Origin of the sequence: Streptomyces sp. TRM68367 (assembly GCF_014495685.1) — a bacterium.
Lineage (GTDB): Bacteria > Actinomycetota > Actinomycetes > Streptomycetales > Streptomycetaceae > Streptomyces.
In genome coordinates this window covers 96,660-118,027 of record NZ_JACTVI010000002.1, presented here as the reverse complement: position 1 = coordinate 118,027, position 21,368 = coordinate 96,660, and the positions used below count along the sequence as shown (strand labels likewise).

The following is a 21,368-nucleotide window of genomic DNA, read 5'->3' as shown; positions in this document are numbered from 1 at the left end:
GGAACCTGCTCGCGACTCCAACTCGGTCTCGGGGCGAGCAAGATGGAGGTTCGGACACTCCCCCGAGGGGGCAGTGTCCGAACCCGTCCCCGCCCCTGGGGAGGCGGGGCCCGACTGGCACCAGGGGGCGCCAGTCGGGAAGGCTGCGACCGAGGGCGGATCGCAGCCAAAAGCCGCCCACAAGGGGCGGCCGAAGGGGCGAGCGCGTCCGCGCGACAAGAAGCAGCGTCGCGCGCACAGCGTCCGCCTCAACCCGTCCGAACTCGCTCTCATCCAGGCCGGAGCAGACGCCGCCGGTATGAGCGTGGCGGGGTTCCTCGCCTACGCCGGACTAGCCGTGGCCAGCGACCAGTCCCGTACCGCCGTCGCCATCGCCACCGAACGCGACGTGCTCACCGAACTGTTCGCGATGAGGCGGCAGCTCGGCTGGGCCGGCAGCAACCTCAATCAAGCCGCCAAGATCCTCAACTCCGGCGGTGACGTTCCCCAGCTGACCCAGGTGATGGCCGACGTCCACCGGGCGGCCGACGCGGTGAGGATGGCTGCCGACAAGGTAGCCAACCGGCAGGCAGACGAGGCGCCTTGATTCCACAGATCCACAAGCAGGGCAGCCACACCCTGGGCCTGCTGTACTACCTCTACGGCAAGGGAACCCACGAGGAACACGTCGATCCACATCTCGTCGCCTCCTTCGACGGCATGTCGCCTGACCCCGGACGCGATGCGACAGCTACCAAGAAGGATCTCGGGCAGCTGCTCGACCAGCCCCTCCATCTCCTTGCCGCGGATCAACGCCCCGACAAGCACGTGTGGCACTGCTCGGTGCGTGCTGCGCCCGACGACCCGATCCTGACCGACGACCAGTGGGCGGACATCGCGCGTCGCATCGTCGCCGCCACAGGGATCGACCCGCGCGACGGCGCGGGCTGCCGCTGGGCCGCCGTGCGGCACGCTGACGACCACATCCACATCGTTGCCACCCTCGTGCGCGAAGACGGCCGACGCCCCGACCACCACCGATCCGGTAAACGGGCGCAGGCCGAAGCCCGTCTCATCGAGAAGGAACTCGGGCTCCGGCAGGTCGCCCCCGGCGACGGCACCGCCGCACAGCGGCCCACCAGTGCCGAACGGCACAAGGCCGAACGCCAGGGTCGCGAGCGCACCGCCCGCGAGGAGCTGCGCGAGACGGTACGGCGCGCGGTGTCCGGTGCGAGGAGTGACGAGGAGTTCTTCGACCGGCTCGCCGCCGCCGGCCTCCTGATCCGTAAGCGCGCCGCGCCCTCTGGAGACCTTCTCGGATACAAGGTCGCCCTCCCCGACGACCTAAACAAGGACGGCGAGCCGGTGTTCTACCCCGGCGCGCGCCTGGCCCCCGACTTGTCGCTGCCCCGCATCCGGGAGCGCTGGTCCGGCGACACCGGGACCGATCCGACTCCACGGCAGGAGGACACGGTCCGTACGGGGCCCGGCACCCCGGCCTCCGCCCGCCGCAGGACGGCATCGGCCGCATGGCAGGCCGTGCTCATCGTCGAGCACGGCGACGACGCGGTCGCCGCCGCCCACATCGCCGCCGCCGGCGAGGTCCTGGACGCGCTCGCGAAGACCTCCGCCGCACACACCCGCCGCGAACTGCGAGACGCCGCAACAGCGTTCGAGCGTGCCTCCCGCTCCCACGTACGCGCCGTACGCGGGCACGACCGAGCCCTGCGGCAGGCCGCCCGCGAACTCGTCCACGGCGGCCCCGCCCTCGGCCGGGGCGAGGACGGTGCCACCACCGCGATGGCGATCGACATGCTGTTCTTCCTCATCACCGCCGCCGCCCACTGGCACGCGAGAAAGGGCCACGCCCAGCAGGCCGAAGCCGCCGCCCAGGCCGCCGAGCACCTGCGCACCGCCTACCAGGCCGCCGCCGCCGAGCCGCTCGGCGTGCTCTACCAGCGAGGCCAACGTCTGAGCCGGCCGGTGCTCCAGCGGCAGACCGTGCTGCTGCGCGAAACGCTGCCCCAACTCGCCGAGCAGATCCTCGCCGAGCCCGGCTGGTACGCCCTGGCCGCGACCATCGCGGACGCCGAAGCCGCCGGCCACGACCCGGCCGCCATCCTGTCCGCCGCCGCAGGGCGCCGCGAACTCGACACCGCGGACTCGATGAGCGACGTGCTGGTATGGCGGCTGCGGCGGACGGCCGATCTGCCCGCCGACTCCTCGATCCAGTCCGAGAACGGCACCACAGGGCGCCGTGGGTCCTCGACGCCCAGAACGGCGACCCGCCCCAACTCGCCCGGCAGGCGCCGCAGCGGGGAGGAGACATCGGGCAAGACCCGGTGAGCATGCCGAGTGCCTGAGTGCAGTCTCAGCGCACCACCAAGAGCAAGGAGACCGCCACAGCCGCGCTCGCGGCCCACGGCATGGCCGTACGCCACGACGGCCCCCGGCGGCGTGCGGGCCCACGCTGCGGAGCGCGAGCACGGGTGCGCACACAGGAGGGAAGGGAGTGGCGCAGGTGCCCCGAGTCGAGCCAGCCGGCGCCGCGGAGGTGGACGGCCGGAGAGCACGAGGTGCGTTCGGGCACACCCTGGGAACGTCACCCCGCCGTTCGGAGACACGCTCCGTGGCCAACTCGTCATCCCCTGCCCCGAGCGAGGAGATGCCTTGTGACCTGCGCGAAGGCGACTGTGGACTTTGTGAATTGAAACCGCCGGGGGCGTAGGACACGATCATGAAGCGAGCAGGACGAGGCAAAGGAGGACGCCCGGGTGTTTCACCGAATACGCCGCCGGACCAAGCAGCCCAGCGAGGCACAACGCCAGTTCGCCGAGCTGCATGCGCGGCTGCAGAACCAGGTCCCGCCCGGGTTCGGGGTGCCGCCGGCCGAGGCGGAGCGCACCGAGCCGACCACCGTGGTGGACGACTTCCTTCCGCCGGAGCTGCGGGTGCCCAGCCACGACCAGCTCGACGGCACGATGATGCCGTGGAAGCAGCCGCTCGTCCTCGACGGTGAGATGGTCGCCTGCTCCGAGTGCGGCGCGTACCGGGGCTGGCTCATCCTCTCCACCGGCGGCCAGATCTGGTTGCGGTGCCGGGCCGGACACCAGCAGCAGGAGACCCGCCTCGACACCGCCTGGTTCAACCGGAACTCCGGGCCGGCGGACGCGACGCACGCCACGTTCGAGGACTGCCTGCGACACCTCGGGCACTGACCCCCACTCCTACGACCCCACCGGGCCCGCGGGCCCGCACTGACCACCCGTCGCCTAGCACCAAGGGGTCAGTTCCGTCATGCGCGTTCGCGTCGCCACCACCGTCCTCGGCATCACCGCCGCCCTCCTCGCCGTGCCCGCCTGCTCCACCGACACCACCGGCACCAAGCCCGACACCGCCGCCTCCGCCCGTACCGGGAAGCCGACCGACGCAGCCCAGCAGGCTGCTCCGCTCACGTCGGCCGCGCTGGAGACGCGCCTGCTCGACCAGAGCGACCTCGGCAGCGGCTACCTGCGCAAGCCGGAGCGCCCCACCCAGCACAACGACGTCACCGTCTTCGGCTGCCCGGCCCTGAGCGAGCTGGGCGGCGACGCGGCAACCGGCGGCGGCACGCTCACCTTCCCGCGCAAGGCGAAGACGGCCTTCACCTACGGCGGCAGCTCCTCGGAGATCTCGGAGGAGCTGTACAGCGACAGCGCGAACAAGCTGTCCGAGGGCATCGACCGGATCTTCGACGCCATGACCGGATGCCCGACCTATCAGGTCGTCGCGGGCGGCACCCCGATCGACATGGCCTCGCAGAAGCTGCCCGCACCTCGCGGCCTCGGGGACGAGCGGTGGAGCCAGCTCCTGACGTTCTCCACCGGAGGACGGAGCACCGTGGTCAAGCAGACCGCGATCCGCGACGGCAGCCTGTTGCTGGTGATCTCCGGCTCCCCGGCCCTCGTCGACCGCCACCTCGGCAAGGCCCTCGCCAAGGCCACGGCAGCCAGCTGACGGGCCCCCGACGCACTGCTGCCCCCCGACCAAGATGGTCGGGGGGCAGTGCTGTGCGGCTCGCCACGCTGCACGGTCCAGCAGGTTCTTAACGGGATGTGAACCATGCTGCGAGTCCACTCCCCATCGTCGTGACGAAGGCCGTGACGACGGCCGCCACCAGCCAGGGCGAGATGCGTGGAACGATGACGTGCACTCCACCGCAACGGAGTTCAAGGGCTGGCTGCTGCTTCTCTTCGGTTCGAGGCATACGACTATTCAGCCGCACAGGAATGTGGCACCACTACGCCAAAACGTGGCCACCTTGCCCCGCTTGAGACGCTGGCGCTACCACCTGAGAAATCCCCACCGCTACACCAAGCCGACCTCACTTCACCCCACTTCCCCGTCTTGGAGCCGGAGGCGATCACCGATGCCGGGCAGGCCCGACACCTTGTACTCGTCGCCCGGGTCGCCCTCCTCCGACTCGATGGCTCACCCGAGCCCGGAGGGAAATGCCAGAAGCCCGGCCCCCATTCGGGAGGACCAGGCTTCTTCCGTCTGCCTGAGGGGCGCCGTCGATCGCTAGGCCGGCGCCCGCAGCAGTCGCTCCCGGGTGGCCTCGGGCACCACCCGGCGCAGGACCGGTGCGGTCGAGCTGAGGGAGGCGGCGAAGGCTGCCACGAGGTCGTGAGGGACGCTGGAACCGAAGGAGGCCGCCCACAGGCAGGGTGCGCCGAGCGCGGGCTCGGCCCATGCCTGCCATCCGACCGGTCCCGCCTCGTCGGCCTCGGTCGTCAGGGCGCGCGGGTCGACGTCCTGGATGAGGGGCGGTACCTCGCCGAGGCTGATGTGCGAGGTGAACGTCGGGTCCGTCGCTGCCACGTGGGGCTGGTCGATGTCGCGGAGCCAGCCGTGTGCGGCGACGGCGTCGAGGACCAGCTCGGGGCCAGCGAGCGGCACGGCGGGCTGGTCTCGGGCGTCGAGCGCAACGAGGAAGTCGGCCACGGCCTCGCCGGGGACATCGGGGGTGAAGTAGGCCGACCACTGAGCGAGCGGGGTGCTCGTCTCGGCGCGGGCGGAGATCTGCCAGGCGATCGGCAAATCTCCCAGGTGGAACGGCTCGTCCGCCAGGCTCCACTGGGCCCATCGGAGGGTGTCGGGGCTGATGTGCAGGACGGTACTGCGCAGGACCTGTCGGTCCTCCGGCGCCTCGTCGGGCTCGTGCCGTCCGCGGACGATCGTCAGGCTCGTCCAGCCCAGGCCGGCGAGCGTGTCGGCGACGGTGTCGTAGAGGCGCCCATCGTCACCGGCCAGATGCCGGGGACCGACCCAGAACGCGGGCTGGCCTCCGGGCGGAGTGGACGGGGCGAGCGGGAAGTCGGGGTACAGGGGCGCCTCCAAGGGCTCGGTGCGGGTCTAGTTGCCGCCGGCACTGCGGCGGGGGCGACGCGGGGGCGGCTGGACGGGGCCCTGCCACGTCAGGGCGACGGCGACCTCGGGCGGCAGATGGCCGAGCTGTGCGTCCTCGTCCCGCCCCTCGGCGAGGTAGACGACGGTGCGGCCGGTCTCGTCCACGGACTGCACGACCTGCGCCAGGCGGTGCGCCATCGGAAAGAACGGGTTCATGGCCTGGCGGACCGGAGCATCCCGGTCGCAGGCGGACAGCAAGTCGATGAGATCACCGACGGTCATCTCCGAGGACGTCACGAACAGCCTCCTGGGGTGAGGGGAAACGGTGAGCGATGAAAGGGGCGGAAGCCCGACAGCCGGCCAGCCGGCCGGCCGCCAGAGCGAGGACTACTCGTGGGCGCCTGGCTGTCGTACGCGACGTGAGGTCTCCAGCACGCGCCCCACGGCGGCGGCGACGATGTCGGCCGGCGTCTCGGTGTCGAACGACAGGTGGTAGCCACGCACCTTGGCCGTGCCGGTGACGGCGATCTTCCATCCCTCGCCGTCTGTGCCGGGGCGGCCGAGCGGGAACCAGCCGAGGTAGAAGCGACCATCCTTCGAGCTGACGTGCACGTCCGCGCGGTCGTCCACAATCAGGTGGAAGTCCTCTGCGGAGAACTGGTCCATGACGAGCGTGGGCTGGCCGGGGCCGAGTTGCCACTCGCGCAGCCGCAGGGCTTCAACGGTGGTAGCGAAACCGGGGCCCACGGGCGCTACGGTCACGGGCAATCACCTCTCTGACCTGGGGTTTCTTGCAAGGTCGTCTACGTTGACATGCCGCCGCCCGCGTTGGCCAGTCATTCCGCGATCTTTCCTGTCTGCCCCCGGCGAACTGCTGTCCGCCGACATCGAACTCTGCCCGATCCAGTCGCCGCAGGCCACGGCGTCGGGGGCTTGCGCGAAACCGTGTCCGCGATTCCCCGTCGTACGGCCTCTGGACTTACGAGAGTGGAGAGGCTCTGCGGGGCCTCCGGTGCGCCTATCCGCACTTGGTCACTCGGGGCGGCCCTGCTCGTCCGGCGGAGGAACAGGCAGCGGCCAGTACGCCGTGTCTCGCTTTCCCTCCAGCGCGGCGAGCAGGACGTCCTCGGACAGTTGCAGGGCCGGGGCGCAGCGCAGGAGCTGGGAGGGTGTGACGGGGGCACCGTCGAGCCAGGCGATGACCAGGGGTTCGGGGAGGATGGCTTCCTCGGCGAGCTGGGCGCTGCTCATGCCAAGGTGGCGGGTGCGGTGACTCAGCAGGCCGGCTGTGGTGAGGTCCCGTGCGAGTTCGCGCAGGCGAGCGGGCAGCACGTCGTAGAGCTGGTGGTCCAGGGGCGCGGTGGGCTGGCCGCCTCGAAGGAAGTCCATGGCGGTCTGCCCGTAGTTGGCCAGGATGTACTTGGTGCAGTCTTCAAGGAGGGCGACGGCCCACTCGCGTGCCTCGCGGTCCGTGCGGTCGGCGCTCAGGCGCCAGGTGCGGGTGTAGCCCTGAAGGCAGAAGTCGGGGTCGACGAGCAGCAGCCCGGTCTTGACGGCGCTGGCGCGGGGGTTGAGCGGCCAGATGTGGAAGGGCACCACGGTGTCGGTGTCGAAGAGGCGAGTAAGTAGACGGTCCAGGTTTGCGGCCATCGCGATGGCGCAGGGCTCGTCGAAGAATCGGCGCTGGGCCAGGCCGGTGAAGTGCTCGAACTCGTCGCGGAGCCCCTCGGGCAGCATCGTGGACGTGTCCGCCTCGGCGGACGGGGTGCCGACCTTGGCCAGGGCTGGGGTGCTGGCGAAAAAGACGTCGGGATCCGCGTCGGCGAGGCGAGCACGGTGCTGGTCGGTCAGGGAGCGAGGAAGGCGGGGGCGGATGTTACCGAAGGGGTCGAACCAGGCGCGGGGGCGCAGGTCTCCGGTGCCGAGTTGCTGGCTTGCCGGGTGGTCGGGGTCAGAGGCGACGCCGGCGAGGGCCTGGTCGTAGTGGAGCAGGACGTCTTCGTCCTGCAAGAAGGCTTCCCGCCAATGGTCGAAGGTGCGGTGGCGGACGGTGAACTGGCCGCCGGCTGGCAGGCCCACGGCGTGGGCGTATTCATCGTCCTCGTCGAGGTAGTCCAGGACCGTCCGGGCCTCGGACAGGATCAGATGGAACGCGAGTTCCTCGGCGGTGCAGGTGGGCAGCGGGGCACGTCCGCAGCGCAGGTCATCGGCCAGGTTCTCCACGGCCCGCACCATGGCCAGGCGCCAGGCGGCGGACTGGCCGTCGCACAGCGGCGGCAACTGGAGGAGGAAGGACTCCTCCAGCTCCCAGGCATCCTCCTCCTCGTCGGGGCGTGCGAAGACCCGGTCGCCGTGGGCGAGCAGGTCATGCCAGCCACGCTCGCCCACCTTCTCGGCGGCCACCGTCAGCAGTCTGGCCGCCAGCGGAGTCAGCGTGTCCGCCATCGTCCGCACCCGAGGGCGCAGGACATCGCTCTCTGCCGCCTCCCATGGGTCGAAGTCATCGCCCAGGCCCAGCAGGTGCGCGGCCCGCTCGGTGCTCGGCAGTACCGATGGTGCAGGGCTTTGCTCGGGAGTGTCGGCCCAGCCCGGGTGGCCTCGCTCGGCGTTTCGGGGGCGGGTGATGCCGTAAGGGGAGAACCAGTAGGCGGGGGCGTCCCAGCCGCCCTCGGGCTCCGCAACCGCGTCGGCCTCCGCGGCACCGTCCGCGGTCTCCTCGGCGGAGACAGGCGGTTGGGCCTCGGGGATGGTGTACTTCGCGTCCTCGATGACGAACGCCCAGGCTTCTTCTTCGAAGTACGGTGCCCGGTAGGAGGATTCGCCCGTGTCCGAGGGGATGGGCACGCCGAGCCCGGTCAGTTCCTCGTCGGCGGCGGCACACATCCGGGGCGCTGCATCCAGCATGGTCGTAAGGGCCCAGGTCTCGGCCTGGCAGCGCGGTAGCGGGGCGCGGCCGACCGCGAGGTCGTCGGCCAGGTCCCAGAAGGCGCGCGCCGCATCCCGGCGGAAGGCGTCGCCCTGGCCGTCGCACGTCTCGGGCAGCAGGTTCAGCACCGTGGCAGCGGCGTCTTTCTCGCCGCGGTCGAAGGGGCGGTCTGCGTAGTAAGCGGCGTCGCGGTAGGCGCAGACTGCCAGCATGCGGCCGGCCGCCATCAGCAGTCCGGCCTCGAACGGCTGGAGATACTCGTCGAGCTCGCCGTAGGGCAGCTCGTCGAAGAAGTCGGCCTCTTCGGTGTAAGCGCCGAAGGGGCCATCTGCCGTGATGCCCATCTGTCGTCCGTCCTGCCGTTCGCCCTGAGGTGGTGCGGACAAGTCTCGCAGGGCAGCAGCATGGACCGCGCTGGTACGGCAGGACTCCACCCGTACGGGACGGCGCCTGGGAACTTCCTCGGAGATGGCCACCAGCACAGGAGCTTCACGCATTCCCGTCAGGCTGAAGCGGCGTTCCACAACAACACGCTGCCCATTACCGAAGGCGCAGCCAGACCAGGATGAGGCGCCGGGCCGCAGCCATGGTTCGTGGTTTCCCTGGAGTGCCCGTCGCTCGCGGCGGCGAGGCCGGTCATGATGCGCCGATCCGCCAGGACGTACCGAGTTCCGCAAGGCGCCTCCGAAGTGCGCCGCGCTGCTCCTCCAGGTCCTGCGAGGCGGGCGACAGGAGATAGACGTTATCGCGGTAGAGGCGGAACCCCAGGCTCTCCCACCCCTGGATGATCTTGGCGCTCACGCGGTCCCACTCGGACCTGTCCCTCAGACGTTGGCTGCTGAGGTCGGTGATGCCGGGTGAGCAGGCGATGGCCCGGCAGCCGGCCATTAGCCGGTGGATCGCCTCGCAACCGAGTACGGCCGCCAGGCCGTGCCCGCGCCACGGCGGATCCAGGGTCACCCTGTCCATGACCAGCAGCGCGGAGCCGACGTACTCCAGCAGGTCGCCCACCTCACTGATAAACGAACCCGTCTCGGGGTCGAGGAGGACCTGGGCGGTCTCGTACAGCTCCTCGGACTCCTCTTCCATGGCCCGGAACGTTCTGTATCCAGTGACTGTTGTTGCGGAGTGTCGTTAGAGATCTCGTGAGGGCTGAGAACCCATCGCCCCCTCGGGCATCACCGGCCGGTCTGCCCCCCTAGCCAGGTCCTCCAGTAACGACTCGAACTCGGGAAACTCGTCGGCCCAGGCCGGGTAGTCGTTTCCGGTCCGCAGACGTAGTTGGCCCTTCTCAGGTCCCTTGCTGTACACGCGCTTGCCGTGCTCGGGCTCGTCTTCGCGGCGCGGTTCTCATGGCGGTGGCGGCGCCGAGGGCGCACGGCACGGCGAACAGTGCGGGATATCTCCAAGAGGGTTGCCCGGTGGGCCGGTTCGAGCCCAGGCTGGATGTCACCATCTGCCTCAGTGCCAAGGATGGAGGCCGCACGTGGCCAAGGACTGTTCGCCGGGTCCTGCCCGCTGTTCGGCGTGTCTGCGCTGTGGGCGGCGCCCCTGCTCCGGGTGGCAGAGGCCACGAAGCGTCGTACGGCTGGGCCGTACCGTGCTCACCTACCGTGGCTGCCTGCGCTGGTCGCCGCGGCGCTCATCGCGGCGGCCGGATTGCTGATCGGCGGGGGGCTCGCGGTGTACTGCTGCCTACCGGGTCCGTCGCTGCCCTGGTCGCGCTGGCGTGGGCCGCGCTCATGCTGCGGGTGATCCGGCTCGCGCCCGCCTGCCCCGGCCCCGGCGGCCCCGGTCCGGGTGCGGTCGGGATACGGGAGCCTCGTCTCCCGAAGCCCTGCCCGCCGGGTGGCGTCATCGCGTTGCCGCCGCCCGAGGATCCGCCCTGCGGTTCCGCAGCGCTCGTCTGACGTGCCCGTACGGGCCCCCCTCCCGGGCGGGCACGGTCCTGGGCGTGTTCAGCAGCAGTCAGTCTTGGTGCCACCACCGGAGAGGATCTGCTCGATGATCGGGCGTCCGACTGTGTGGGCGTCGGCGACGGGCAGGACCTGGGCGTCGCGGTGTTCGGCGAGCCAGTCCTTGGCGGCGTCGGCACTGGCGAAGAAGTGGACCTGGTTGCAGAAGGCGGCGCGAACCGAGGTCGGCGCGTCGGGGGTGACCACGGAGACGACGGCGGTGGCCGGTTCCACGTTGGTGGGTCCGTCGGGGGTCACGGTGAGGCGGACCGGTTCCCCGGTGGCCCGGCAGGGTGAGGCGACCTGGGCGGTGTGGCCGATGATGGCTGGGAAGACCAGGGTGTCCATGGCGCACCAGGCGTACAGCGTGTGGTTGTTGGCCTCGTAGCGGTGCGGGGTGGGGTTGTGGGTGAGGCCGTTGCCGATGATGCGGCCCTGGGTGTCGTACTCGGTGTCGGGCATGTCGGCCAGTGCCTCGCGGATCGCGTCCACAGGACGTCCGGCCTGGGCGGCGAGTTGGTCGAGGGTGACCGGCTCACCGGTGGCCAGCAGCGTCAGCAGGGGGCGCAGCAGCCAGAGCTTGACGCCGGGGGCGCGGTTGACCGTGTCGGTGAAGCGGGTGGCGATCTTCTGGGTGTCGGTGTCCACGGCGGGTTCTTCCCTTCCGTTGTGTGGATGGGTCCGATGCCGCCGACCGTAGGGTCTGCCCCCGGGGTGAGGGTCAAGCCTGTGCTTCGCAGCCGCGTGGATCACCGGCCCAGCACAGGTCGTCCTCCGCGAGGTGTTGCTGGTGCTCGGCCTCGAACTTCTCGATCCGGTCCAGGATTTGCTCCTGTGCGGCAATGCGCTGCCGCACGCGCTCGCGGGAACGGTGCAGCAGCTCGGCCAGGTGCGAGCCGACCGGCCCGTCGGGGCTGTCTACATACGCGGTGGTCAGCTCGCGGATCTCGGCCACGGTCACCCCGAGGCCGCGCAGTTCGCCGATGAACCCTACGCACCACAGGGCGTCGGTGTCGTACAGCCGGTAGTTCGAGGGGCTGCGGCCGAGGGTGTAGATCAGCCCCGAGTCGGTGTACTCGCGCAGGGCTTTGACGGGCACGCCGGTGCGGCGGGACAGCTCTCCGATGGTCATCGCATGCCTGCGGTGCGCGGACCGGTTCGTGTCCATGAGCGCCTCCCTCCGTCGTCATCCGCTCAGCCCGCGCAGCAGGAGAGCTTGGCGACGTCCGCGGTGAAGGTCTGGGCGGCGAGCTTGAGGGCTTCGGCCATGGTCAGGTACGGGGCCCAGGTGTGGGCGAGCTGGTCGACGGTCATCTCCGCACTGATCGCGTACGTGGCGGCGGTGATCAAGTCCCCGGCGCCATCGGCGATCACGTGCACGCCGAGGATGCGGCCGGTGTCGGCGTCGGTGACGAGCTTGACCAGGCCCCGGGTGTCCCGGTTGGCCAGCGCGCGCGGCACGTACTCCAGCGGCAGGGTACGGCAGTCGCAACGGATTCCTGCCTCGGCCACCTCGGCATCGGTCAGGCCGACCGCGGCGATGGCCGGGCTGGTGAAGGTGACACGGGGCAGTGCGGTGTAGTCCAGGGTGCGTTCGGCGCCCGCGAGGGCGTTGTCGGCGACCAGGGTGCCCTGGGCGGCGGCGACGTAGACGAACTGCGGGCCTCCGGCGACGTCCCCCGCCGCCCAGATCCGCTCGTTGGTCGTGCGCAGGTGGTCGTCCACGACGACTTCGCCGCGCTCGCCCGTCTTCACGCCGACCGTATCGAGGCCAAGACCGGTGGTGTTGGCGCGGCGACCGGTGGCGATCAGCAGTTGCTCGGCGCGCAGCTCGATCTCCTCGCCGCTGCGGGTACGTACGGCGGCGATCCTGGCTCCGTCTTCGATCCGTACGGAGGTGAAGGTGGCGCCGGTATGGACTGCGATGCCCTCGTCCGCGAACACCTCCTCGATGACCTGGGAGACCTCGGGCTCCTCGAACGGGGCCAGCCGCTCCAGCGCCTCGATCACGGTGACCTGGGTGCCGAGGCGGGCGAACAGCTGGGCCTGCTCCAGGCCGATCGCGTTGCCTCCGACAACCAGCAGCGACTCGGGCAGGGCGTCGAGTTCCATGGCGGTGGTGGAGGTCAGGTATCCGGCCTGCTCCAGGCCGTCAATGGGCGGGGCCCAGGGGGCCGAGCCGGTGGCGATCAGGTAGTGGGGGGCCTCGAGCCGGCGGCTCCCGCCATCGCTCAGCGTCACCTCCAGCACCGGGGTCTCGGTGGTCCCAGTGAAGGCGGCGGTGCCGTGCACGATCTCCCAGCCGTAGTCGGCGGCAAGGCCGGTGTACTTCTCCGCCCGTAGTTGCTCGACCAGCGCGTCCTTGCCGCCGATCAACTCACCGAAGCCGACCGGTATTTCGGCGGCGGCCAGTCCGGGGAAGCGCCCGGCCGCCCCGGCGCCGTGGCGGGCCTCGGCGGCGGCAAGCAGCGCCTTGGACGGCACGCAGCCCACGTTGACGCAGGTGCCGCCGGTGGTGCCGCGCTCGACCATCACCACGCTCTTGCCCTGGTTGGTGGCGGCGATCGCGGCGGCGAACGCCGCAGAGCCGGAGCCGATGACCGCGAGGTCGAAGCCGGAGTGCGTTGTGGTCACGGTGCTGCCTCCTCGTACGGGAGCCGGGGTTCCGGACCCACTGCTATGCGCCTTGCCGTATAGCTCACTGTCACCATACTATGCGGACAGGCGAATAGTTCCAGTTGTGGAGGCTGTCTCTATGCCCCAGCGCCTTGACACCCCCAACCCGTCCACCGGCCTGGCTGCCGATGAGGTGCCGTGCACTCATCTGGACACGGTGGCGAAGTTCTTCCGCGCCCTGTCCGATCCGACCCGGCTCAGACTCCTGGAGTTCATCCTGCGCGGCGAGCGCACCAGCGCCGAGTGCGTCGAGCACGCGGGCATCTCTCAGCCTCGCGTCTCCGTCCACCTGTCCTGCCTCGTGGACTGCGGCTACGTCACCGCCCGCCGCGACGGCAAGAAGCTGCGCTACTCCGTCGGCGACCCACGCGTCGCGGACCTGGTCGTGCTCGCCCGCTCCCTGGCCGCGGACAACGCCACCGCCCTGGACTGCTGCACCCGCATCCCCGACAGCCGGGGATAGCCAGCAAGGAGCACCCCGTCATGCCTGCCGACCACCACCGGCCCCCGCGCCGCAACAAGGAGCCCTCCGGCACCGGCATGGCCACCGCCGGCATCGGCGCCGCCATCCTGATGATCGCCTGCTGCGCCGGGCACCAGCGGCGCGCTCGCGGGAATCGGCGGAGCCCTGGGCAACCCCTGGCTGATCGCCGCCGCCGTGGTCCTGGTGGCCGCAGCGATCACCGTCGTCGTACGCCGCCGCCGCTCGGACCGCGACGCCTGCTGCCCGCCCACCGCAACGACCAAGCACCCCGCCGACCGGGAGACCCCGCACACCCCGGCCGACCAGGAAGGCCCCCGCTTCCCATGACCACTTCCCAGCCCCGCCGCCAACACCGCCCTCGCCCTTTCGATCACGGCGTGAGGCCCTGCTCCTGGGCCTCGCCGTTCGACGAGGCCCGGGCCCGCGGACCGACGATTGAAGGTCACCCCGTTGGCTAGCGTACGGATGGGCAGCGGACCGGCGCTCTTGCGGAGCTCGGTGAGACGCACGCCCGGGCCAGTCACGGATCAGCAGCTACGGGCGAACGCTCAAGAGATCCGTCTCTCACAGAGAGGCAACAGTGCTGTTGCACACTCCCGCCCCTTGCCAGCCGTTTGAACTGGGCATATACGCCGTCAAGGCATGCATCTGCCGTTCAAGAGATGGCGGCAGAAAGTAGGCGTTCCGGTCTCGGTCGAGGTGCACGCCGGTAGACGTCAATGACCCGACGGTGGTGTCCTCGACCGTGCACGAGCAGCAGTCCGGGGTGATGCAGCTACTGGGAGCCGCTGGCCCCTGACCTCCGCCGTGTGTACGTCGGCGGTGGAGGACGGCCACGTTCCATCGCTCCAGCGTGTCGGCCTGCGGGGTATCCCAGAATTCGTCGTCGTAGTAGACGCGCAGGTGCAGCTCGGAGGGATCGCCGGGCAGCGAGGAGGACTCGATCACTGCGGCAGCCTAACGAGGCGTCCGCACGCGGCTTCACGCTTGGGTAGCAGCACCGCACGCGTGAGGGCCGCAGACGGCGAACTGCCCCCTCCCGCCGGCGACACACGTGCCGCCGCGAAGCGGTCAAATACAAACAAGGACCCCACTCGGTGAGTGAGGTCCGTCACGGTCGACGCGAACCGCTTCCCGCGCGCACACGAGAGCACCGACCCGCCTCAACATGCCTGACCAGCAAGCCTTTTGGGGCTGGCCCATATAACTTAACCACCCCACCCCCGAAAGGAACATTAATGATTAAAAGGGGCTTCTAGTGCCTCCTAACACATGAGAATTGGTGCGCCGTTCATAACCTTCTCCGGCCCGCCTATGGCCCTACTGACCGTGCTGTTCGCTGTAGCACTGGCACACCCCGAACCGCAGGTCAGGGCGCGGGCGGAGCGGCTTCTGGCGGTGATCTTCCGTGCCCGTTAAGCCAAAGTAAATCTCAGCAACGAACCACTCGTCCATCCCTGCATTCGCCGACGACAATACCCCCGGAATCCAAGCAGGGGATTCCGGGGGCATTGCGCCGTGAAGGGGGCGAGGTCAACTCTCGACGGAGCCGTCGTCGGTGGACTCGTCCGCGCGACGACGACGGGCCATGGCGAGGGCGCCTCCGCCGGCGGCGACCAGCACTCCCGCGCCGCCGACCAGCCACGGTGTGGCGTCGGCGCCGGTGTGGGCGAGGGAGCCCGTCGGTGCCTTCGGCGTGGAGTCGCCAGCCGGGGTCGCGGCGGTGGTGGACGAGAAGTCGGCATCCGGTGTGCCGGTGCCCGGCGAGGTGGGCGTGGCCCCGCCGGTACCGCTGCGCGGCTTGCCCGGGGTGGACGGGGTGTTTGTGGGCTTGTGCGTCGGCCTATCCGAGGGGTCGGGCTTCGGGTCGGTCGCGGTCTTCGCGTTGGTGACGGTCACTGTCACTGGGGCTCCGGGGCCCGCGGTGAACGTCTTGGACGGCTTGTAGAGGTCGTACCCGGCGGGGGCCTTGATCTCCTTGACCCAGAACTGCGTCTTCCGGCTCGTCACCGGTAGCTCTCCGGAAGCCGTGCCCTTGGCTCCAGTGGTCAGGGTGAGCAGCGTCGAGGTGCCGGTGCCGATGTTCACCGTCGCCCCGGGCAGGAGCTTGCCGGTCTTGTCGTCCTTGGCCTGCAGGAGAACCTTGGCGGCCTTGAACGGGTCGGTGACCGTCAGCCGTGTGGTCGCGCCCGGGGTGACGATGACGTCCTGGTCGGCGACGACCTCGTGGAGCGGACTGCCGGACGCCGTCTCCTTGAGCCGGTAGACGCCCGGCGCGAGGTCGGGGAAGGTCAGCTTCCCCTGTGCATCGGTCTTCCCGCGTCCGGCTTCTTCGCCGGCAGAGTCGAGCAGCAGGAACGCGGCGCCGGGGAGCGCCTCGCCAGCCGTGTCCTTGGTGGTGATCTCGACGCTGCCCGCGTCCAGAGTCGGCGTCTCGGCGGTGGCGGCGGCCGAGGGAGTCGGCTCGGAGGGCTGGGCGCTCGCGGCCGGCGCCCAGGTGAGGGTGCCGGTCACCGCGACGGCGACGGCGGCGGATCGGACGAAATGTGCGTGCACGAGGAGGAGGACTCCTTGGATCAGAGGGTGGGGAAGGTCATCGGGTTCGGCCAGCGCCCGGGGCGGGAGGCGGCGGGGCGACAGGTGTGTTGCCGTGAGGCTGCATGGGTGTAGTCGTGGCGATGTAGAGGGCGCGGCGGGTGTGGACGGGGACCTCTTGCACGGTGCGGTGCAGTGGCTCGGTGGAGATGAGCGAGGCGGTGAAGGCCGCGACGAGCGTGGTGGGCGTGCCGAACGAGAAGCGTGCCGTCCAGTGCAGCTCGCTGGGGTATCCGCCCCAGGATCGCCAGGCTGGCCCGCTGGAGCCGCTGATGGCGTATCGGTGGCGTACACCGCCGAGTCCTTCCGGGGTGAGGAAGGTCTGTGTGCCGTCGGTCTTGACGTCGTGGCGCCAGCCGCGGGTGAGCAGCTGTACGTACGCCTCGTACGGCGACGTCTCGTCCTGGAACAGCCGGTCCTGGTCGCTGTGCCGGTCTTCGAGGTAGAGGTCGAGCAGTTCGGTGTGGACGTCGTGCAGCAGCTCGACGGGGGTGGTGGCGTCGAAGCTGATCCGCCAGGCCGGCGGGGTGAACGGGGCCCGGTGCGCGCTGATGGTCCACGTGCCCTTGCCGGGCTGGTCGGGCTGGGGGTCGTAGGTGGTCTGTAGTCGCAGGCACGGGCTGAAAGCGGCGGCCGTGCCGTCGTCGGTCTGGGCGAACGGCCAGCCCTCGTCGAAGGGGAAGGCCCAAGCGCTGCGAGGGTCAACGGCGCCGGGCCCGGCAAGGTGGCGGGGAAGGACCTGCACGGTGTGGGCGGGGTCGAGGTTTTCAAAGGGGTGGGTCATCACAGGCAGGGCTCCTGCTGGAGAGTGCGGGACGCCGGGGCTGATGGTGTGGGCGCGGCTCAGCGGGCGCGGGCGCCGCTGCGGGCGGCCGGCATGGCGGGAGACGTGTGGGCGGTCCGGCCTGCGGCGCGGCTCGGCTCGGACGCGGTCCAGGCGCCGGGGAACCAGACGGCGGTGTACTGCTCGATGGCGTCGCGCAGCCCGGTGGTGACGGCCCCGTCCCACGGGGGTCGGCCGGGGCGGTGGTACTTGTCGAAGGTGCTGTACTGCTTGGTGTTCGGCCGGGTGTTGGTGGCTTCGTCGCGGCGGTGGAAAGTTCCGTGATCCACGAAGCTGAGCGCCACCGCGTCGATCTCGCCGCGTTCCGGGTGGACGATCGCCGCACGCAACCCGCCGTAGGTGTCCGCGTGAATGGTGCCGGTGAAATCGATCCGCAGCCGCAGCGGTGCGCCGGGGACGGGAGCGGCGAAGTACGTGTTGCCCACGACGGTGCTGTCGTGGAAGGGGAGACACAGCTCGGCGAAGAACTCAGGGGCCTGCAGGGACAAGAGGGGCTCCGGTAGGCGTCGGGCTGGTCCTACCGGCGTGGACCGGGCAGGGCCGGTCGGCTGGTGGTGCTCCAGCGCGGGACGCTGGCCGCGGGGAGCGCGGCCGGGCGGCGGGACGCGACGGCCCGCTGCACGTCGAGCGGGGTGGGGGCCGGCGGTCCGGGCGGAAGGATCGGGGTGAGCTGGGCCATGCCCTTGATGTAGCTGAAGGTCTCCTCGCGCCACCGGGGCAGTGGAGCCGGATCGGCAACACTCTGGGTGACGGCGGTGAGCAGGGCGACGGGAGTGTCGGTGCTGGCTGTCGCGTACCAGACGGGTCGCTCGATGGAGTTCCCGGCCCACAACTGCCACCGGGCGTCGCGTGTGGTCAGCTCGGTTTCCGGATCGAGGTCGCCGGTGGTGAACTCCAGGCCGGCGAGCCCGTCCGGGGACTGGACCGCGAAGACGCCCCAGCGCGGGCGGTCGATCTCCCAGCTCTGCTGCAGCAGGGGCACGACAGCCAGAAAGGGATCGTGCTCGTCGACCCCGGCGACCGGCCTGGCGAGGTAGGCGTCCGGGCCACGCTCGTACGCCTCGGCGAGTGCGGTGGTGAAGGCGCGGACGAACTCGGTGGGGACGCGGTCGTTGAAACAGACACCCCACGCCGGCGGGCCGAACGAGTCCTTGTAGGCGTTGATACGCCACAGCCCGTCGTCCTCGCCCTCGGGCAGGTAGCCCAGGCGAACGCGCCGGTCGGGAGCGCTCAGGCACACGTTGGAGTCCTCGTCGTACCGGAGGTCCCAGCCGAGGTCGAGCAACGGGGCGAGGGCGGGGTCGCCGGTCCCGGTGGTGGAGGCGAGATGGCGCGGGGAGACGTAGACGTCGCCGTCGATCTCTTGGGTGTCGGGCACGAAAGTCCAGGGGGTGGTCGGGGCGGTGGTGGGTGGCGCGGCATGAGTGTCAGGCGCAGAGGTTGTTGACCGGGGCGGGCAGCAACTGCTCTTCCAGCTCTGTGGGTTGGCCGGTGTAGTGCAGGGTGCGCAGACCCAGTTCGGCGGCGGCCCGGCAGTTGTCTTCGCGGTCGTCGACGAACAGCACACGTGCTGGGTCGGTGATGCCGGTGGCGGCCAGGGCGTGTTTGTACGTGGCCGGGTCGGGCTTGCACCGGCCCATGCGGGCGGAGTACAGGGCGTCGTCCATCAGCTCGCGCCGCCAGTCGGTGGCGTCCAGGACGTTGCTGAGGTGGGCCGGGGCGTTGGAAAGCAGCACCATCGGCAGCCGCCTTGCGGCCCGGGCGCGGTACAGGATGTCGAGGACGCGCGGGTCGGTGCGGGTCCACATGGCGGTGTCGGCATCGCGCAGGGTGCGCAGCCACCGCGGGCCGGGGTGGTGTCCGAGCACCTTGGCCCAGTAGGCCAGATCGCTCAGTTCCCCTGCGTCGTACGCGTTGCGGGGAGCCCAGAAGGCGTCCTGGAAAGAGGGGAGATGCCGGTCGGGCCACTCGGCGAGGTCGGCGAGACGGGTCCACATAGCGGTGCTGGGTTGCAGGCCCGGAACCCCGTTGTAGTCGAGGATCAGGGCATCCACGCCGCTCGGGGAGACAGATGTGCGGGTCAAGGGGTCGGTTTCTCCAGGGCTTTGGGGGTGAGGGCGGCGACTGCGCCAGCGAGGAGGGCGGGCAGCAGCAGTGCAATCGGCAGAGCGGTGACGGTGGCGAGGGCACCGATCAGGGCGGGGCCCGCGAGCAGGCCGACGTAGCCGGTAACCGCGACGGTGGCGACCGCGCGGGGACCGCCGACGCCGGCGGCGGTGATCAGGCTGGGGATCGTGACGGACAGCCCCAGGCCGAAGGCCGTCCAGCCGAGCAGGGCGAAGGCGATGGTGGAGCCAGCCAGTCCCGTGGCGAAGCCGAGCGCGGCCAGCGCGGCACCAGTGCGGACGACGGCGAGAGCGCCGAAGCGGGCGGTGAGTCGGTCTCCGGCGAGACGGCCTGCGGCCATGGCGGCGCTGTAGAAGCCGTACGCCACGGCACTGGTCGCGGCCGTCGCGCCGAGGTCATGCAGGTGGACAGCCGCCCAGTCGGCAGCAGCTCCTTCACCCAGCAGCGTGGCAGCAGCAAGCGCACCCAGCAGCCACAATCGGCGCCGGGACAACCCCCTCTGCTCGCCCGAGCCCAGTGCAGCACCGTGGTGGACGGGCTCGAGTACAGGGCTGGCGACGGTGCGGGTGAGCCGCGTGGCCGCGCCTGCCGCCGCAGCGGCGCAAGCTGCCACCGCAGCAAACAGAACGGTGTGCGAGGTGTGAGCGGTGGCCGCGGCCAGCGCGGCACCGGCGAGGGCGCCGAGGCTGTAACTCGCGTGCAGCCGGCCCATGATGGGGTGGCCGTGGGCGTCCTGGCAGCGGACCGCCGCGGAATTGGCCGCGACGTCAAAGACGCCGTGCGCGGTGCCGAAGGCGAACGCCGCCGCTAGGAGGCTCTCCAGACTGCGGCAGAACCCGAGGACGGTAAGACAGGCGGCGAGGGCAACGGCACCGCCGGTCAGCAGCACGGGCAGACGGGCCGGCCGGGCGAGGCGCCCGCCCGCCTGGAGCCCGGCGACCATGCCGAAGGCGGCGGCCAGCAGGACCAGGGCAAGCCCAGAGGTACTCACCTCGGCGGCGTTCTGAACTGCGGGCATGCGCGCGCCCCAGACGGCCATCACCACACCCAGGCCGGCGAAGTACCCGGTCAGCAGGCGACGGCTGCGCACCAGCTCGGGCGCCGCGGTCTGCCTCACGCGGCATGCTCCCCGGTAGTCAGGGCCGCCGGCGGGACCGGGGCAACCTGGACGTCGAGGTTGCGGTACACCTCCTGGGCGCGAGCTTCGGCAACGGCGGCGGTCAGCCCGGTGGTGATCAGAAAGCCGATACGGGCGGTGTACAGATCGCCGCCGTCCTGTGGCAGTACGAGCTGGTCGCCGGCCTGTCGCTGGAAGCGCACGCGCTCCACTCCCCCGGTGGGCTTCGTGACACGGCGGGCGGTGAGGGTGCCGGAGTAGGCGGGGTAGATGAAGCGGATCGCCGCGGCCCGGTGGCGGGTGGGCGTCAGGTCGGGGGTACGTCCGCAGGCGATGTCGGCGGCGGCCCGGGCGAGGTCGACGCCGGTGGCCAGGTGGACGAGGTGGCCGATCATGTCGCCGCCCAGGCGTGCGTTGACCTCGATCAGCCGGGGCCGGCCGCCGACCAGGCGTATCTCGACGTGCTGCACGCCGTCTGTGATTCCCAGGGCCTTGATGGCAGCAGCGGCGGTCGGTGCGACCGTTGCGAGGAGCGGATCGGCGGCGTCGACGGTGTGCCCGGTCTCGTCGAAGTAGGGTGCGGGGCCCAGGTTCTTGCGGGTCACGGCGACGGCGGTGGTGGTGCCGCGGTGGGTGACGCATTCGACGGAGACTTCGGGGCCGTCGAGGTACTCCTCGACCAGGACGCCGCGGTCCTCGCGGCTCCGGCTTGCGCCGACAGAGGCGAACGCGAAGGCTGCGGGCAGCTCTTCGGGCCGGTCGATGCGGATCACGCCGATGCTGCCGGCCGCTGCGGCGGGCTTGAGGACGGCGGGGAAGCCGAGGGTCCTCGTCGCCAGTTCGGCCTCCCGCAGGGTCCGGGCCTTCATCGACGCGGCCGACGGCACTCCGTGGCGGGCGAACAGAGTCCGGGCGGTGGCCTTGTTGCGGCAGGCCCGCATCACCTCGACGGAGTTCGCGGCCAGACCGAGGGCGCGGGCGAGGCGGGCGGTGGGGATGAGGTTCCATTCGTCCCAGGTGACGACGCCGGCAAGGTCGTGTCGTTCCGCCAGAGCCCGGCCGGCGGAGAGGAGTGCAGTGGTGTCGTTCAGATCGGCGACGGCGTGGTCGACGATGTGCGGCTTCTCCCACGATGGCTCGGCGCCGGTCAGCAGGACGATGTCGTACGCGGCGGCCACCTGCTCAAGGCAGTAGCCGCGATCCGCCTCATCGCCCGGAGAGACGACGAGTACGAGGGGGCGAGCGGACAAGAAGGGGTTCTCCGAGTCGGTAGGCGG

22 protein-coding genes are annotated in these 21,368 nt (G+C 70.7%); 6 read left to right on the top strand and 16 right to left on the bottom strand.

The genetic code is table 11. The features are described from left to right. Positions 1-73 precede the first annotated feature (73 nt). From H8R17_RS46190 to H8R17_RS01915, 4 genes are all read left to right on the top strand, one after another. Positions 74-586, top strand: a complete 513-nt coding sequence (locus H8R17_RS46190) for a plasmid mobilization protein (protein ID WP_316959273.1) — start codon at positions 74-76, stop codon at positions 584-586. After that, the gene (locus H8R17_RS01925; RefSeq protein ID WP_187821325.1) at positions 583-2,325 is read left to right on the top strand and encodes a relaxase/mobilization nuclease domain-containing protein; all 1,743 of its coding nucleotides are present in this window, start codon (positions 583-585) and stop codon (positions 2,323-2,325) included. The genes H8R17_RS46190 and H8R17_RS01925 overlap by 4 nt, the downstream gene beginning before the upstream one ends. Before the next feature lie 428 nt (positions 2,326-2,753). Next, positions 2,754-3,197 carry a hypothetical protein gene (locus H8R17_RS01920; RefSeq protein WP_187821324.1) on the top strand — a complete coding sequence of 148 codons (444 nt, stop codon included), beginning with the start codon at positions 2,754-2,756 and terminating at the stop codon, positions 3,195-3,197. Positions 3,198-3,276: 79 nt separating this feature from the next. After that, positions 3,277-3,975 carry a hypothetical protein gene (locus tag H8R17_RS01915; RefSeq protein WP_187821323.1) on the top strand — a complete coding sequence of 233 codons (699 nt, stop codon included), beginning with the start codon at positions 3,277-3,279 and terminating at the stop codon, positions 3,973-3,975. A gap of 564 nt (positions 3,976-4,539) precedes the next feature. Here H8R17_RS01915 and H8R17_RS01910 read toward each other — a convergent pair. The 8 genes from H8R17_RS01910 to merA form a co-directional block, all read right to left on the bottom strand. Beyond that, complete coding sequence (locus H8R17_RS01910; protein ID WP_187821322.1) at positions 4,540-5,358, bottom strand: DUF317 domain-containing protein; 819 nt, start codon at positions 5,356-5,358, stop codon at positions 4,540-4,542. A gap of 15 nt (positions 5,359-5,373) precedes the next feature. Next, positions 5,374-5,664 carry a hypothetical protein gene (locus tag H8R17_RS01905; protein WP_033306504.1) on the bottom strand — a complete coding sequence of 97 codons (291 nt, stop codon included), beginning with the start codon at positions 5,662-5,664 and terminating at the stop codon, positions 5,374-5,376. Positions 5,665-5,754: 90 nt separating this feature from the next. Beyond that, positions 5,755-6,129 (bottom strand): DUF317 domain-containing protein, encoded by a 375-nt coding sequence (locus tag H8R17_RS01900; protein WP_187821321.1) that lies wholly within the window; start codon positions 6,127-6,129, stop codon positions 5,755-5,757. 270 nt (positions 6,130-6,399) lie between these two features. Then, positions 6,400-8,637: a hypothetical protein gene (locus H8R17_RS01895; protein ID WP_187821507.1), complete on the bottom strand. Its 2,238-nt coding sequence runs from the start codon at positions 8,635-8,637 to the stop codon at positions 6,400-6,402. 292 nt (positions 8,638-8,929) lie between these two features. After that, positions 8,930-9,382, bottom strand: coding sequence for a hypothetical protein (locus H8R17_RS01890; RefSeq protein WP_187821320.1), 453 nt, complete (start codon positions 9,380-9,382; stop codon positions 8,930-8,932). Between the two features lie 869 nt (positions 9,383-10,251). Continuing rightward, positions 10,252-10,896, bottom strand: a complete 645-nt coding sequence (gene merB, locus H8R17_RS01885) for an organomercurial lyase MerB (protein WP_187821319.1) — start codon at positions 10,894-10,896, stop codon at positions 10,252-10,254. Positions 10,897-10,969: 73 nt separating this feature from the next. After that, positions 10,970-11,416, bottom strand: a complete 447-nt coding sequence (locus tag H8R17_RS01880; protein WP_262504924.1) for a MerR family transcriptional regulator — start codon at positions 11,414-11,416, stop codon at positions 10,970-10,972. Positions 11,417-11,442: 26 nt separating this feature from the next. Then, complete coding sequence (gene merA, locus H8R17_RS01875) at positions 11,443-12,882, bottom strand: mercury(II) reductase (protein ID WP_187821318.1); 1,440 nt, start codon at positions 12,880-12,882, stop codon at positions 11,443-11,445. Between the two features lie 121 nt (positions 12,883-13,003). Here merA and H8R17_RS01870 point away from each other — a divergent pair, with 121 nt between their 5' ends. Both H8R17_RS01870 and H8R17_RS46185 read left to right on the top strand, forming a co-directional pair. Next, a complete protein-coding gene (locus tag H8R17_RS01870) occupies positions 13,004-13,387 on the top strand; it encodes a helix-turn-helix transcriptional regulator (RefSeq protein ID WP_187821317.1) in 384 nt (127 codons plus the stop codon). A 204-nt stretch (positions 13,388-13,591) separates the two neighbouring features. Beyond that, positions 13,592-13,735: a hypothetical protein gene (locus H8R17_RS46185; protein ID WP_262504923.1), complete on the top strand. Its 144-nt coding sequence runs from the start codon at positions 13,592-13,594 to the stop codon at positions 13,733-13,735. A gap of 237 nt (positions 13,736-13,972) precedes the next feature. Here H8R17_RS46185 and H8R17_RS01860 read toward each other — a convergent pair whose 3' ends face one another. The 8 genes from H8R17_RS01860 to H8R17_RS01825 form a co-directional block, all read right to left on the bottom strand. Continuing rightward, positions 13,973-14,356 (bottom strand): hypothetical protein, encoded by a 384-nt coding sequence (locus tag H8R17_RS01860; RefSeq protein WP_187821316.1) that lies wholly within the window; start codon positions 14,354-14,356, stop codon positions 13,973-13,975. Positions 14,357-14,941: 585 nt separating this feature from the next. Further along, complete coding sequence (locus H8R17_RS01855; protein WP_187821315.1) at positions 14,942-15,964, bottom strand: collagen binding domain-containing protein; 1,023 nt, start codon at positions 15,962-15,964, stop codon at positions 14,942-14,944. A gap of 37 nt (positions 15,965-16,001) precedes the next feature. Beyond that, positions 16,002-16,787 carry a DUF317 domain-containing protein gene (locus H8R17_RS01850; RefSeq protein ID WP_223124528.1) on the bottom strand — a complete coding sequence of 262 codons (786 nt, stop codon included), beginning with the start codon at positions 16,785-16,787 and terminating at the stop codon, positions 16,002-16,004. A 59-nt stretch (positions 16,788-16,846) separates the two neighbouring features. After that, positions 16,847-17,335: a hypothetical protein gene (locus H8R17_RS01845; RefSeq protein WP_187821313.1), complete on the bottom strand. Its 489-nt coding sequence runs from the start codon at positions 17,333-17,335 to the stop codon at positions 16,847-16,849. A 29-nt stretch (positions 17,336-17,364) separates the two neighbouring features. Continuing rightward, on the bottom strand, positions 17,365-18,225 hold the full coding sequence (locus H8R17_RS01840) for a DUF317 domain-containing protein (protein ID WP_187821312.1): 861 nt from the start codon (positions 18,223-18,225) through the stop codon (positions 17,365-17,367). A 49-nt stretch (positions 18,226-18,274) separates the two neighbouring features. Then, a complete protein-coding gene (locus H8R17_RS01835) occupies positions 18,275-18,931 on the bottom strand; it encodes an HAD family phosphatase (RefSeq protein ID WP_187821311.1) in 657 nt (218 codons plus the stop codon). Then, positions 18,928-20,091: an MFS transporter gene (locus H8R17_RS01830; RefSeq protein ID WP_187821310.1), complete on the bottom strand. Its 1,164-nt coding sequence runs from the start codon at positions 20,089-20,091 to the stop codon at positions 18,928-18,930. The genes H8R17_RS01835 and H8R17_RS01830 overlap by 4 nt, the downstream gene beginning before the upstream one ends. Further along, positions 20,088-21,341: an ATP-grasp domain-containing protein gene (locus H8R17_RS01825; protein ID WP_223124527.1), complete on the bottom strand. Its 1,254-nt coding sequence runs from the start codon at positions 21,339-21,341 to the stop codon at positions 20,088-20,090. The genes H8R17_RS01830 and H8R17_RS01825 overlap by 4 nt, the downstream gene beginning before the upstream one ends. Positions 21,342-21,368 lie beyond the last annotated feature (27 nt).

Coding starts and splice junctions, on each gene's coding strand:
- H8R17_RS01915 (WP_187821323.1), top strand. CDS start 3,277: ATGCGCGTTCGCGTCGCCACCACCGTCCTCGGCATCACCGCCGCCCTC.
- H8R17_RS01895 (WP_187821507.1), bottom strand. CDS start 8,637: ATGGGCATCACGGCAGATGGCCCCTTCGGCGCTTACACCGAAGAGGCC.
- H8R17_RS01890 (WP_187821320.1), bottom strand. CDS start 9,382: ATGGAAGAGGAGTCCGAGGAGCTGTACGAGACCGCCCAGGTCCTCCTC.
- H8R17_RS01880 (WP_262504924.1), bottom strand. CDS start 11,416: ATGGACACGAACCGGTCCGCGCACCGCAGGCATGCGATGACCATCGGA.
- H8R17_RS01870 (WP_187821317.1), top strand. CDS start 13,004: ATGCCCCAGCGCCTTGACACCCCCAACCCGTCCACCGGCCTGGCTGCC.
- H8R17_RS01850 (WP_223124528.1), bottom strand. CDS start 16,787: ATGACCCACCCCTTTGAAAACCTCGACCCCGCCCACACCGTGCAGGTC.